Source organism: Sulfoacidibacillus thermotolerans (genome assembly GCF_003144315.1).
In the GTDB taxonomy this organism is placed as follows: domain Bacteria; phylum Bacillota; class Bacilli; order Alicyclobacillales; family SLC66; genus Sulfoacidibacillus; species Sulfoacidibacillus thermotolerans.
Genome location: NZ_MPDK01000004.1, coordinates 25,761 through 39,374, shown reverse-complemented (window position 1 = coordinate 39,374; position 13,614 = coordinate 25,761). Strand labels below are relative to the sequence as shown.

Sequence of the window (13,614 nt, the reverse complement as noted above, 5' to 3'; positions counted from 1 at the left end):
TCTTTAAGTGCGATGTCGCTTGGACCAGACCCAAAAATGGCGGAACCCTAGACATCCTCCTGACGGATGATTGTGCGAAATTTTCATTTATTATATCTTCTATCTCTGCATATGGTCAAGAATTTATTGCACTCTACGTAAAATAAATATATAATGTCCGTTAATAAAGAACAATTGTTTTTATCACAGAGACATAGGGTGAGGTGCATGTCGGACGATCCGTTTTACCTAATTCGATACTCGCATCTTCCTGATGTGATTAAGCGAACGATTCAAGTTGTTGAACTATTAAAGCGCGAACCACGCTTTAGTGTTTCTGATGCTGTGCGCAAGGTAGGAATTTCGCGCAGCGCATATTACAAGTACAAAGACGCGGCCAAACCTTTTCATGCAGCTATGCAAGGACAGATTGTCACCCTTGCACTCACGCTGCAACACCAACCAGGCATCTTGTCTGAAGTGCTAAATACACTGGCCACGCAAAAGGCAAACATTTTGACGATTAATCAATCCCTCCCGCTTCAGGGCAACGCAACAGTCATTTTATCGCTTGAGACGAGGAACCTGCGCGGAGAACTCGAGGAGACCCTCCAATTATTGCGCAGTGTAAACGGCGTACTCCAAGTTCTCCTAGTTGGGCAAGGATAAAAAACGGAACGAGGTGCTTAAAAATGGAAGTGAAGATTGGCTTACTAGGTTGTGGCACCGTAGGTTCCGGCGTCATCGAACTAGTGCAAAAACGTCAAGACATGATCTCTCGTCTTACCGGTTTACAGCCAAAGATCACTCATGTACTTGTGCGTGATCCGCAAAAACCGCGACAAGTTTCTTTTATCGATGAACAATTAACGACAAATGCGGACGATATTTTAGAAGATTCCGAGATACGCATGGTCATTGAGACAATTGGCGGCATCGAGCCCGCACGCAGCTACATCTTGCGCGCATTACAAGCAGGCAAGCACGTCATTACAGCCAATAAAGATCTCATCGCCGAACACGGGACGGAAATTCTCGAAACAGCTGAACACGCAGGCGTTGATGTCTATTATGAAGCGGCCGTCGGCGGTGCAATTCCGCTGATTCGACCTTTAAAAGAATCTCTCACTGCCAATGAAATTACCGACCTAAAAGGCATCATCAACGGGACTACAAACTACATCCTATCAAAAATGACTGAAACAGGCGCTGATTTTGCAGATGTACTCAAAGAGGCTCAAGAACTTGGCTATGCAGAGAGCAATCCAGCAAGCGATGTCGACGGTTTAGATGCAGGACGGAAACTCGCCATCCTCGCTTCGATCGCTTTTCACGCAAAAGTGACACTTGATGACGTCGAAGTAACTGGAATTCGCACGATCACTGCAGCCGACGTCGCATATGCCCACGAACTAGGCGCTGTGATCAAACTAGTCGCCGAAGGAACAGATCGCGACGGCAATCTGACGCTGCAAGTGCGCCCCACACTCGTTGTTAAAGACCACCCTCTTGCGCATGTCAGTGATGCGTTTAATGCATTATACGTGCGTGGAGATGCCGCCGGAGACTTGATGTTTTTTGGACGTGGTGCCGGATCACTGCCTACGGCAAGCGCTATTGTCGGCGATATGATTGAAGTGCTGCGCAATCTCAGAATGGATACTGCATTACGAGTGCGCCAATTATTACTCCCGCACAAGCGTGTTCGCCGCGGGCAAGGCGAGCCCGCTCGATACTACGTGCGACTTGCCGTAAATGATCAACCGGGCGTATTCGCGCAGATAGCCGCCATATTTGGCCAGGCAGAAGTAAGCATGGAAACCGTCTTACAAAAACGCTCCCGTCAAAATAGTGCAGAAATCGTCATCGTAACTCATGAAGTAGGCCAAGAACAAGTCACAAAAGCACTTAACGCTTTATCTGCTGTGAACGATGTGCAAACCATACACAATGTGATGCCGGTTATCGGAGGTGCACAGTGAACCATTTTCCCATGCACAAAGGACTCTTAACACGTTATGAAGCATACCTCCCACTTACTGATAAAACACCACGCTTGTCGCTCAATGAAGGCAATACACCCCTCATCTATGCTGAGCGACTTTCTGAACAATTAAAGATGCATGTCTATCTCAAATACGAAGGTGCAAATCCCACCGGCTCATTCAAGGACAGAGGGATGGTACTCGCCGTTGCGAAAGCCAAGGAAGCCGGCAGCGAAGCAGTGATTTGTGCTTCAACGGGGAATACTTCTGCATCTGCGGCAGCCTACGCAGCAAGAGCTGGCATGCGCGCGATCGTTGTAATTCCGCACGGCTACGTAGCTCTAGGTAAATTGGCACAAGCGACCATGTATGGCGCTGAGATCATTGCCGTCGACGGCAATTTTGATCAGGCATTACACGTTGTGCGCGACATCGCAGACTCTGAACCGATCACATTGGTCAATTCCGTCAACCCATTTCGTTTGGAAGGACAAAAAACAGGGGCCTTCGAAATTTGTGAACAATTAGAGCGAGCTCCTGACTACCTCGCTATTCCCGTCGGCAACGCAGGCAATATCTCTGCATACTTTAAAGGATTTCGCGAATTCTCGAGTGTGCATCAGACAGCGATCCCGCAATTGTTGGGTTTTCAGGCGGCAGGTGCTGCACCGCTTGTACACGGCCACCCCATCGAACATCCACAGACGATCGCGACAGCTATTCGCATTGGCAATCCCGCGAGTTGGGAACTTGCGCAAACTGCCATCAACGAATCCTTGGGGGCAATTGACGCTGTCTCTGATGAAGAAATTCTCTCTGCCTATCAACTGCTCGCACGCCTTGAAGGCGTGTTTGCTGAACCTGCTTCTTGCGCTTCTGTTGCAGGCCTGATGAAGCGCGCCAAAGCAGGACAATTAGCAGGAGGCAAGACGGTCGTGTGCATTTTAACAGGAAATGGGCTAAAAGATCCTGATACCGCACTGCGTGCGCAAACCGTAGAGCCAAACGTGGTCTCTGCAGAACGTGACGCAGTATGGCGCGCAATCGTGGGAGGATTACAGTGAAAATTAGTGTATATGTACCAGCGACAAGCGCTAATCTCGGACCTGGATTTGATTGTATGGGGATTGCACTAGACTTGTGGAATGAACTGCATGTAGAACCTGCAGATCAAACAACAATTGACATCGAAGGATTTGGCGCCGAATTTTTGCCTCGCGATGAATCGAATCTCGTACTTCAATCCATGCGGCTTGTCTATGATCGCTATCAATTGACCCTCCCACCTCTGCACCTGCGCATGGTCAATCGCATCCCGATCGCAGCTGGACTTGGCTCCAGTGCCGCTGCACTCGTAGGCGGGTTATTGATTGCCAATAATTTGCTAGATTCTCCGTTGTCGCGCGCGCAAATTCTACGTTTTGCCGTACTTGAAGAAGGCCACCCAGATAATGTCGCCCCTGCTTTTTTAGGTGGAGCAGTCCTCGCGTATTTACACGAAGACGGTGTCACGCATGTCAATCTGCCATTGCGCGACAATTTCACATTTATAGCTGTAACACCCGATTTTCCACTTTTAACGGAGCAGGCGAGAAATGTATTGTCCCCTACGGTAACGCGCCAAGACGCCATTTTCAACATCGCCCACGCCGGTTTTTTAACAGCTGCGTTGACGACAGGCAACACGCAACTGCTGCGTCGCGCACTTGCAGATCGTTTGCATCAAGAAGCGCGCAAACACCTCATTCCTGGATTCGATCGAGTGACAGCCGCCGCCAAAGCTTCAGGAGCCGTTGGCACCGTCTTAAGCGGTGCCGGTCCTACCTTACTCTCGATTGTAGATGATCCAATGCGCGCAACTCCTGTAGCACATGCAATGACTACTGCTTTTGCACAAGAAGGGATTCACGCAACAGCGCAAATTTTAGCTCCTGCCCAGATTGGAGCTTATACGCACATGAAAATGAATGTCAAAAAGTAACGCGCATTTTCCCACTTGACAGTGCTAAAGTAAGGTCGTATGATTTCTTTAATAATTTTGACGATGAGGTCTTGACTTTGTAAATATCAAGTAAGAAGCATTCTGATACACGCAGTGAAGGAGAAAACGAACGATTCGCTAAGCACAGAGAGTGAAGATCGTTGAGAACTTCATCTTAGCCCGTTCGATTGACCGACTCCGGAGCGGACTCCCTAAGAAGGAAGTACGGGTAGGCCCGTTATAGCTCAGAGAGGATCCACATGTGGATCAATCAAGGTGGTACCGCGGAAGTGCGCACTTTCGTCCTTGTCGGACAGAGGCGCATTTTTTTATTTTTCTACAATGAGGAGTGAATCTTGTGAGCGCTGATCAAAATGTATTAAACGGACTACACATCACTTTTATAGGTGCTGGATCAATTGCCGAAGCGCTCATCAAAGGACTTAGTGAAACGGGCATGAGTAAGACTGCTTACTTACATGTTACAAACCGTAGTAACCACGAGCGCCTCAATGATTTAAAAGCAACATACCCGATCATTGCACATAGCGACCTACGTGATGCTGTATTGCAAGCAGACATCCTGATACTCTGTGTAAAACCAAAAGACGTACACTCTGTTTTGCCGCTCGTCGCGCGCCATGCTCGCGCCGATGCACTTTATCTTTCGGTCGTGGCAGGTTGTTCAATCGAAAGTATGCGACAGATGATCACCTCTGTTAGAACCGATTCTGGTGATCCTCATATTGTTCGCACTATGCCCAATACCTCTTGTGCTGTACGAGAATCGGCAACCGCATACACCATGTCAAAATCCTGCACAACTCGCGATCAGAGTCGCGTTGAAGCAATTTTACACGCTGTGGGAAGAACCTATGAGCTCACAGAAGACCTATTAAATGCCGTCACGGGTTTAGCAGGAAGTGGTCCTGCCTATGTGTATTATTTCGTCGAAGCGCTCACACGAGCTGGAGTTGATGTCGGATTGGATGAAGCCACAGCCTACGCGCTTGTCCTACAAACACTTTATGGTGCTGCCCATATGCTCCGAGCTTCTAATGAAACTCCAGCCACATTGCGTAAACGAGTGACGTCACCTGGGGGAACTACGTTTGCTGGAATCGCGACACTAAAACAACATGGTTTTGAGACAGCTGTACGTCAAGCGGTCATTCGCGCAACACAAAGAGCCGAAGAATTAGGCGCATTATTAGATGAAGAGGTACAAGTATAGATGTGCACCTGTCTCAATTTCCTTTTCTTATATTTGTTTCCCCCCGCTCCCTTGTACAGCCAGCCGTTTTTGACTATCATAAAGTGAGATTCTTATCTAATCTCGCTTTCTTCAGATCGGAGTGGTTTAAGTGAAATATCGCCGTCTTGGGCGTTCAGGTGTCAAGGTCAGTGAGATCAGTCTTGGATCTTGGCTTACTTACGGGGGAACTGTGGGACGTGAAACCGCAATTTCCTGTATTCATCGCGCATATGATCTAGGAATAAATTTTTTTGACACGGCGAATGTTTACCACCGTGGAGCTGCCGAAACAATACTTGGTGAAGCGTTAAAGGGATTACCTCGGACTTCCTATGTATTGGCAACCAAAGCCTTTTGGCCCATGGGGGATGGTCCAAACGATCGCGGACTCTCGCGAAAACATATCATTGAACAATGTAACCAAAGCTTACAGCGACTAGGCGTAGAGTATGTAGATTTATTTCAGTGTCATCGTTATGATCCTGAGACTCCTTTAGAAGAAACCCTGCGCGCCCTTGATGATTTAATTCGTCAAGGAAAGGTTCTTTATGCAGGCGTGAGCGAGTGGTCGGCTGTCCAAATCGACGATGCACTACATCTTGCTGACAAGCGCGGATTTGATCGCATCGTTTCAAACCAACCACAATACAGCATGCTGGAGCGCTATATTGAAAAGGACATCATTCCACTTTGTGAGCGTGAAGGCGTAGGACAAATCGTCTGGTCCCCGCTTGCACAAGGTATGCTCACAGGCAAATATAAGCGAGGACAAGCAGCACCTGAAGGCAGCCGCGCTGCTACTCCAACTACAGCACAAAGCATATCCCGCTTCCTGACCGAAGAGAATTTCAGCAAGGTCGAACAATTGCAAAGAGTGGCTGACCAACATGAAATTACTCTCGCACAACTCGCACTCGCATGGATTTTGCGGCAAAAAAACGTTTCCTCTGCCATTATTGGCGCAAGTCGCAAAGAACAAGTCGAGGAGAATGCAAAAGCCTCAGAAATTGTTTTATCTCCCGCAGATATAGAACAGATCGAAGCCATTCTCGTCTAACTGCAAACGCTAGAAAAATCCTCACCTGCACAGAAAAATGGAGTCACGCTAACTAATTGCTAACTTTTCTGACCTTGCGCCAAACCCCTTCATTTTTAGGAGAGTACATTATGGCGCAAGGTAAATTTGAATTTTTACATTTTTAGTGTTCCACCACATCCCTTCTGCCCCCTTGCATATCTAGCGATTTGTCACGATGGCTGTGATTCATGTCACGCGCAACAAATTTTGTGATCTTCTCCGCGTTCCATTACAATAGAGTTCAAAAAGGAGTGATGTGCATGAATCATAAAACTTGGATTGAATCTCGCCTCGACATCGTGGTGCGATCTACAGAGATCGACGTAAATGGCCATGTCAACAATGCCAAATATCTAGAATACCTTGAATGGGGGCGAGAAGATTTCTATGAACAAGCAAAACTGCCTTATGACGTCTTGTATCGTTTGGGATATGTTACCGTAACCGCGAACATTAATATTAACTATCGCAAAGAAGCAAAACAAAATGATGTACTAACCGTCATCACGCGCCCTGGACTATTGGGAAATACGAGTTTTACCCTTGAACAGACAATCATTCTTGGCGCCAAAGACCTATTGATTGCTGATGCATCTGTCACGATTGTAACTGTAGACGCTGCAACACGTAAACCCGTCCTCGTTCCCGAGCAATTGCGCAAATGGTTTTAAAAGAAACTAAGCTACATTCATCGCCATCAGGAGGGAGCACGTGACAAACAAGATCATCTTAACCGGTGGCGGATCAGCGGGACATGTGACTGTCAATCTCGCTTTACTTCCCAAACTCCAACAGGACGGCTTTGAAGTGATTTATATTGGATCTGAAGAAGGGATCGAACGCGAACTGATTGTAAAATGTGCAGGAGTTCGCTACTATGCCATCAAAACAGGTAAACTGCGGCGATACTTCGATTGGAAAAACTTCAAAGATCCTTTTAACGTCTTAACTGGCGCCTATCAGGCTTACGAAATTATCCGTAAAGAACGTCCGCGAGTGATTTTTTCTAAAGGCGGTTTTGTCTCGGTACCTGTTGTGATTGGCGGTTGGTTAAATCGCACACCCATTATCATTCATGAATCAGATGTGACTCCTGGACTCGCAAATCGCATTGCCATCCCCTTTGCAACAAAAGTTTGCACGACTTTTCAAGAGACAAGTGAACATTTGCCTCCTACAAAAGCGCAATATGTAGGTGCCGTCGTGCGCGAGGAATTGGCACGCGGCAGTGCGACAGCAGGACTTACATTCCTTGGGTTCTCGAGAAACAAGCCAACAATCCTTGCGATGGGTGGAAGTCTTGGATCAAAGCGAATCAATGAGGTGATCCACGCTACCCTTCACACACTCTTAAAAAGTTATCAAGTCATTCATATTTGCGGAAAGGGCCAAGTAGACCCGTCTCTAAATCGGCCAGGTTATCGTCAATTCGAATACGTTACCAAGGAATTGCCTGATCTGTTAGCAGTAGCGAGTTTAGTCATTTCCCGCGCTGGAGCCAATGCGATCTTTGAATTTCTCAGCTTACAAAAGCCTATGGTTCTTATCCCTTTGCCAAAATCCTCCAGCCGCGGCGATCAGATCATCAATGCAAAATCATTTCAGGAACGCGGTTATTGCGAAGTCATCCCTGATGAGGAACTTTCTGCAGAACGGCTGTTACAAGTTGTCAATCATGTCTATGAACAGCGACTTCACTATATAGAGAAGATGCAACTAGCAAGAATACAAGATCCACTTCAAACAATGATTCATTTGATCGAGACAACGGCACGCCGAGAATAAAGACCGCTCAGCAAAAGGAGAAGGAAGATGGACTCTAGTCACAATCAGACAATAAAACAAACCCCGTATGAGATGATCGGCGGTGCAGACACGATTGCGCGTTTAGTTGACGCGTTTTATCCGCGCGTTCTTGCCCACCCTGATCTAGCGCCGATTTTCCCTAAAGATATTGGACCCGTTCGCGATAAACAGTATTTATTTCTGACACAATTTTTTGGTGGCCCGCCTCTCTATACTGAGCAACACGGCCACCCGATGTTGCGTGCGCGCCATCTTCCTCATCCGATTACACCAAAACGCGCACAAGCATGGTTATCTTGCATGCAGCAAGCGATGGATGAAGTGGGACTCTCAGGGGAAATTCGCGACTTTATGTTTTCTCGACTTGCACTCACCGCTCAGCATATGATCAACCAAACCGATGAAGGCCCAGACCCGTTGTTCGTGTAGTTGTTAATTTTTTGGCCATACACGAAGTGTTTCTGTTAAGCTTAAGAGCGCACTCTCATCGTCGATCGCTTGTCGCTTTAACGCAAGAAAGGAGGTTACTTCCTTTTCTAGTGATACTCTTAGCGCTCGTTGTGCTTCGCGTATCCACATCTGCTGACGATGCACAAACCACTGCTGTATTTGTTCGAGATACTGATCTACCCATATGGTTGCAAAAGGTTCGAGTTGATCTGAGAGCCGTTTGCGTCCCCCTTGTTCGAAAAACTGCTGGACATTTTTACATTCCTTTTGCGCGAGCTTTTGGACTTGCGTAGGTACTTCAAATTGCGCTTGCAAAGGGAAATCATCGGGAACAGCAGGGAGTTCATCTAGATGCAAGACAATGCCAAGCGGCGGTGCCTTTGCAGCCACTGTGACTCGTTTGCTGCGCTCTAAAACGATCCTTTTGGCTGATCGTACGATACGAATGCCTGTCGCACGCACTTCTTGTTCAACAATAAGCGCTAATAAGCGTACCCATTCCTCTAATGCCGACTGAATTTCACGGTCATCACCACGAGTGAAAAAAGAAGGATGAAAGGCCTGAACAATCAGGTCAAAATGAGAAAAGCGAATTCGTTGCTTCACATGATAAAGCAACTCTCGGATCTCTTGCTCAAGCGCAACTTCATCGAGCTCAATATCTTGAGAAAATACTTGCTGGAGTTGGTCTGCCTGCTGCTTTTGGTTTGCAAATTCTTGCAAACCAGTTACTCGATCGCCCCGCAGTGTACGTACATATCCCTCAATACTTTCAAAGACACTTGCAAGCTCCTGATTTGCTGCCTCTATTGAAGCCGCAACCAAGCGACCGCGGGTACATTGTGTAATCTCTTGCCGTAGATCTTCAACTCCCGCCCTTTGCCGCAAATCTTCCACTCTGGGAAATGGCGAATCACTGCTAAGGCGCAAGCGTTGACGTACCATCCGTTCAATGCTTGGCGACACTTGCTCTTGCTGTGCCAAGAGACTGGCAGCTAATCCAAGCTGACTCGATACTGTGTACAGTTTATTTAGCCGAACCCCGAGTTTTGCGAGATTACTGTCTACATGCTTTTTTACGGATTCCAATTCCTCGGAATTTGCACTGAGATCTGCTGCATTGATGACGAAAAACAACGCGTCCGTTGCAAGCGCTTCTTTCACACGACCAAGTTGCATGAGAAACTCCCGATCAGATTGTGAGAAAGCGTGATTGTAATAGGTCACAAACACAATCGCATCTGCATCGCGCATATAGCGAAAAGCGACGTCCGTATGCCGCGCATGCAATGAATCAACCCCTGGTGTATCCACTAAGATGACACCCGCTTTTGACAATTCCGACGTACGATACAAATCGACACGTGAAACAAACGCCGCTTGCTCTTCATTGGCTACCATTTGGCGCAACTCCGATGCTAAGATCGTGATTGTTTGCCCCAAGTGCTGTTCTATATCCGCATATCCACGCAAAACCCCGCGCAAATAACTGTAATGTGGTTTGAGACGTTCAGTAAGTGTTGCAACATCAACTGCTTCCAAGCGACTCGCTAACTCCTGAAAAGAAGACGGTAGCTGAAGCATCTCTGCAGAACGGGCAACTTCTTGCATGATTGTCTCGCGATCCTTTAAAATGACGCGAATAGTTCCTTCAGAGTCTTGTTCAGTAGGTGGCAAGATACGATTAATCGCGGCTGTCGTAGGATTAGGTGAAACAGGAAGCACTTGTTCGCCAAGTAAGGCGTTGATCAAAGAAGATTTACCCGCTGAAAACGCGCCAAAAAAAGCAACCGTAAACTGTTGAGAACGCAACCGCTCTGCACGTTCTTGCAAACTTTTCGCATAAGGTTGTACGAGTGGATGCACGCATGCCGCTGCTGCGGTTTGTAAGGCTTCAATCGTTTTGATGACGTCCTGTTCCGTGATATTCACTCCAATCCCTCCATCTCCTCTGCTGACTTAACCAGTGCGCGCAGTGAATTGATCCATTGTTCCTGTTCACGTGCGATCGCTACAACTGCTGACGCTTGTTGTCGTTTTTGTTCAAGTTGAGCGCGACGCACGAGTAACTCTTCGAGCAATGGACGTGCCTGCGCCTGTAATTCTGCCGCAAAACGCTCTGTCACTTCACGTACTCTCCCTAAAAAGCCATCTCGAATCGCCTCTTCTACCCGTTTTGCAAACTGATATCCGTAATCTCGATCACGCCTAGCTCCATCAGCCACGCAGGATTGGACAAACTCCACCCCACCAAAAGTATGAAAAACAGAAAAGCGATTTGCCGCATAATCATTTAACAATCCCGTATCTCGCGCCGTTTGCATACCTACTTGCTGAAGATGTAAGGTGATGCCCGCCTCCACTCGCACTGTTAAGTCTTTTACAAAATTTTCTAAGCGTCGTTCGCGCTCTGCCGCCACTTTTGCTGCTGTTGTAAAAAATCCTACTCGGAAATGTTCCGATAGAGACTCGATGTATGCCACTGCAAGTTCCGTCGTGTCATATGGCATAATGATCGCCTGTGCAGGAATCGCGGTAAGTTGCTTGGAAAACTCTTCGATCTGTTGTTTGATTCGCATTTGCTCTTGTTCAATTTGGTCAGATAACTTGGTATAGCTAGAAAGCAACTCGTCTGCTACTTGCACAGACATTTCCTCTTCTGAAGTCGTATGAGTTTGTGAAAGCCAGGCATCATGTTCATGAATTAAGGTGAGAAGATCAGATTGCGCCTGCACAACGGTTTGAGCCGCTCGCGAAAGTTTGGGCAGATCGTTTTGCAGAAGCTCCAATTGATTCCCAGGAAAATCGTGATCCAACGCCGATACATAATACACGCCTTGACAATGTATACGCCACTGCGCAAGAGCTTGCTCAATTCCCGCGACAAACTCTTCAAAAGGCAATTCAAAATCGTTATGTTTGTCTATTTGATTCACCACAAGTACAAGTTGTTTCCCTGAATCGGTCTGACTTCGCATAAAAGTTAAGTTCATATCCGATAACACATGATTATAATCAGCGACATAAACAACAAGATTGGCTAGATATAAAATTTTTTGTGTATGCTCCGCGTGCCGTGGATCTGTCGAATCAACGCCTGGTGTATCAATCAATACATAACCATCCTGTAAGTAGGAAGTATCCGAATAAATTCGCACCTCGTCAATGTGCTCCCCATCTCGGCATAAATTAGCTACTTCCTCAGAAAGATTCGTCAATGTAATGACCTCACCACTTGCAGTAAATGCTTCTGCATGCGGATAACCGAACTCCATTCGTACAACGTTGGCACTTGTCGGCAAAGGACTGCTAGGCAGCAACTCTCTCCCTAAAAGTGTGTTAATCAAAGTTGACTTGCCTGCAGAGAAATGCCCAGCAAAAGCCAATACCACTTGTCGATTCATCCATTTTTGCGCCATCAGCTCACTGCGCTCAACACGCTGCTCATCTTTCCGAGCAGCAAAACTTGCGCGCAAACGGTGAACGATCGGCAATAACCTCGTAAGATCCTGTTTTTCTGTCATGACATCTGTTGGCACTCGTCGAACCATCCTCTCACAACGCGCTTGATCCATATTTCTCATGAATTATATCTAGTGTACCGAGGATTCATGCGATTGACAAACCTAGTGATACTCACAAATAAAAAGAAGTCCCCTCTCGCAGGATGCGAAAAAGGACTCCTCTTTTGTACAACTTACTGCCACGGTTGACGAGATTGATTTTGTTGTTGCCAATTGAACTGTTGCGATGGATCTTGCCAATTTTGTGTATATTGCCAAGGTTGAGCAGCTTGCCAGGGCTGTTGCATTTGCTGTACATTTTGTTGACTCTGCTGATTGCCCTGTTGTTGCCGCATCTGCCCCGTTTGCCAAGCTGGTACTTGTTGTTGCCAAGACCCGATCTGAGTTTGATTTTGCATACCAATCCCAACATTTCGGGCAATCTGCATATTTTTCTGGGCATCTTGGCGATGTTGTTGGATGGATTTTAAGAGATCCTGCCGATTTGCAGTAGGTGCTGGAGGATACCAACCTTGACGCGCCATCAATTGATAACAATCCGCCTGTTCAGTTAACGTTTCGTTTAATAACCGTTGCATCGTTTGGCGAACCTGAATAGAACTTGCCTCCATAACGGCTGTCGCATATTCAAGAACTTGATGCTTTAAAAACAGTAAAATCTCATTCATATAGTCCTGCTCTTGCAATTGTGCGCCCATTGCCTGTGGTTGCATGTGTGTCGTTCCTTTCAGCTATTTTAGTGAGCTACCGATTCGTGTTGTTCTAGTAAGCGCAATAAATCGGAATGCCTACGTTGATGTTCACTGACTGCATGGTGCAAAAACTGTTGAACTTCCGATTGATTCGCTGTAGTCATCGCAGCGACACACACCTTTTGCAATAAATCTTCCCCACCTAGCATGTCATTGATATACGCTAGTTCCTTGGATGTTAGTGCCTGCACGTGAGATCCTCCTTCTGCAAACTTCGGAATTCACCCGCATTGGGCGATCCGAGTATAGGATGCACATAACTTCTGATTCTATACATCGTCCCACACTTCATGCTCATTTCTTTAGATAGCGACAATCAAATTGAGAAAGTTTCTGGAGTCCTTTCATCACGATTGTTTTTACGTCATAATAAAGATCAGGAAGTAGATAGGAGAGGGGTCAGCACCGCAAATGAAACACGTTTTTCACTATGATGAACGCTTACAAATAGAGGTGCCCACATTAGAACAACCGTGGGAAGTTTATAGCGTACAAGAAAGACGAGAAATCCTCGAGTACTGGGAACCGATGCGTGGAAAAATTCCTGGAGTTATCGGAGACTATGAAGCGCATATTCAAGAATTGCACGAACAACTTCAAAAAGAAGAAGAATGGGATGTCTCTCTTCAACTCATGAATGAAATTAGCGATTACGCGAGCCGCATCAATGACCTGAATATTTTATATCGAATGCAACCCGACAGTGAAATCGACGAACCAATAAATGATTAATCCTGTCAACGACTCAAAAGTCAAAAGAAAGAGGACTGAGATTTCTCAGTCCTCTTTCTTTTGACTTTTCGT

The 13,614-nt window shown here is 46.6% G+C and carries 14 protein-coding genes and 1 other annotated feature; of the genes, 10 read left to right on the top strand and 4 right to left on the bottom strand.

What is annotated here, in order from left to right:
- Nucleotides 1-207: 207 nt before the first annotated feature.
- The 9 genes from BM613_RS03655 to BM613_RS03615 all read left to right on the top strand — a co-directional run bounded on the left by BM613_RS03655 (nt 208) and on the right by BM613_RS03615 (nt 8,513).
- Nucleotides 208-648, top strand: coding sequence for an ACT domain-containing protein (locus tag BM613_RS03655; RefSeq protein ID WP_109429824.1), 441 nt, complete (start codon nt 208-210; stop codon nt 646-648).
- 23 nt (nt 649-671) lie between these two features.
- On the top strand, nt 672-1,961 hold the full coding sequence (locus tag BM613_RS03650) for a homoserine dehydrogenase (protein ID WP_109429823.1): 1,290 nt from the start codon (nt 672-674) through the stop codon (nt 1,959-1,961).
- Between the two features lie 11 nt (nt 1,962-1,972).
- Nucleotides 1,973-3,028, top strand: coding sequence for a threonine synthase (gene thrC, locus BM613_RS03645; RefSeq protein ID WP_219930632.1), 1,056 nt, complete (start codon nt 1,973-1,975; stop codon nt 3,026-3,028).
- Complete coding sequence (thrB, locus tag BM613_RS03640) at nt 3,025-3,945, top strand: homoserine kinase (RefSeq protein ID WP_181362871.1); 921 nt, start codon at nt 3,025-3,027, stop codon at nt 3,943-3,945. The genes thrC and thrB overlap by 4 nt, the downstream gene beginning before the upstream one ends.
- Before the next feature lie 105 nt (nt 3,946-4,050).
- Nucleotides 4,051-4,256, top strand: a binding site (T-box leader).
- 47 nt (nt 4,257-4,303) lie between these two features.
- Entirely contained in the window at nt 4,304-5,179 is an 876-nt protein-coding gene (proC, locus tag BM613_RS03635; RefSeq protein ID WP_181362870.1) for a pyrroline-5-carboxylate reductase, read from the top strand.
- Nucleotides 5,180-5,309: 130 nt separating this feature from the next.
- Nucleotides 5,310-6,257, top strand: coding sequence for an aldo/keto reductase family protein (locus tag BM613_RS03630; protein WP_109429819.1), 948 nt, complete (start codon nt 5,310-5,312; stop codon nt 6,255-6,257).
- A 281-nt stretch (nt 6,258-6,538) separates the two neighbouring features.
- Nucleotides 6,539-6,949: an acyl-CoA thioesterase gene (locus tag BM613_RS03625; protein WP_245926226.1), complete on the top strand. Its 411-nt coding sequence runs from the start codon at nt 6,539-6,541 to the stop codon at nt 6,947-6,949.
- A 40-nt stretch (nt 6,950-6,989) separates the two neighbouring features.
- Nucleotides 6,990-8,063 carry an undecaprenyldiphospho-muramoylpentapeptide beta-N-acetylglucosaminyltransferase gene (locus BM613_RS03620; protein WP_109429818.1) on the top strand — a complete coding sequence of 358 codons (1,074 nt, stop codon included), beginning with the start codon at nt 6,990-6,992 and terminating at the stop codon, nt 8,061-8,063.
- 27 nt (nt 8,064-8,090) lie between these two features.
- The gene (locus BM613_RS03615) at nt 8,091-8,513 is read left to right on the top strand and encodes a globin domain-containing protein (RefSeq protein WP_109429817.1); all 423 of its coding nucleotides are present in this window, start codon (nt 8,091-8,093) and stop codon (nt 8,511-8,513) included.
- Between the two features lie 3 nt (nt 8,514-8,516).
- Here BM613_RS03615 and BM613_RS03610 read toward each other — a convergent pair whose 3' ends face one another.
- The 4 genes from BM613_RS03610 to BM613_RS03595 all read right to left on the bottom strand — a co-directional run bounded on the left by BM613_RS03610 (nt 8,517) and on the right by BM613_RS03595 (nt 13,001).
- Nucleotides 8,517-10,466, bottom strand: coding sequence for a dynamin family protein (locus tag BM613_RS03610; protein WP_181362869.1), 1,950 nt, complete (start codon nt 10,464-10,466; stop codon nt 8,517-8,519).
- Nucleotides 10,463-12,118, bottom strand: coding sequence for a dynamin family protein (locus BM613_RS03605; protein WP_109429815.1), 1,656 nt, complete (start codon nt 12,116-12,118; stop codon nt 10,463-10,465). The genes BM613_RS03610 and BM613_RS03605 overlap by 4 nt, the downstream gene beginning before the upstream one ends.
- A gap of 113 nt (nt 12,119-12,231) precedes the next feature.
- Nucleotides 12,232-12,771 (bottom strand): spore coat protein, encoded by a 540-nt coding sequence (locus BM613_RS03600; RefSeq protein WP_109429814.1) that lies wholly within the window; start codon nt 12,769-12,771, stop codon nt 12,232-12,234.
- Nucleotides 12,772-12,794: 23 nt separating this feature from the next.
- Nucleotides 12,795-13,001 (bottom strand): hypothetical protein, encoded by a 207-nt coding sequence (locus BM613_RS03595; RefSeq protein ID WP_109429813.1) that lies wholly within the window; start codon nt 12,999-13,001, stop codon nt 12,795-12,797.
- 220 nt (nt 13,002-13,221) lie between these two features.
- On the opposite strand from BM613_RS03595, the gene BM613_RS03590 reads away from it, so the two are divergent.
- A complete protein-coding gene (locus tag BM613_RS03590; protein ID WP_109429812.1) occupies nt 13,222-13,542 on the top strand; it encodes a hypothetical protein in 321 nt (106 codons plus the stop codon).
- The last annotated feature ends 72 nt before the right edge of the window (nt 13,543-13,614 follow it).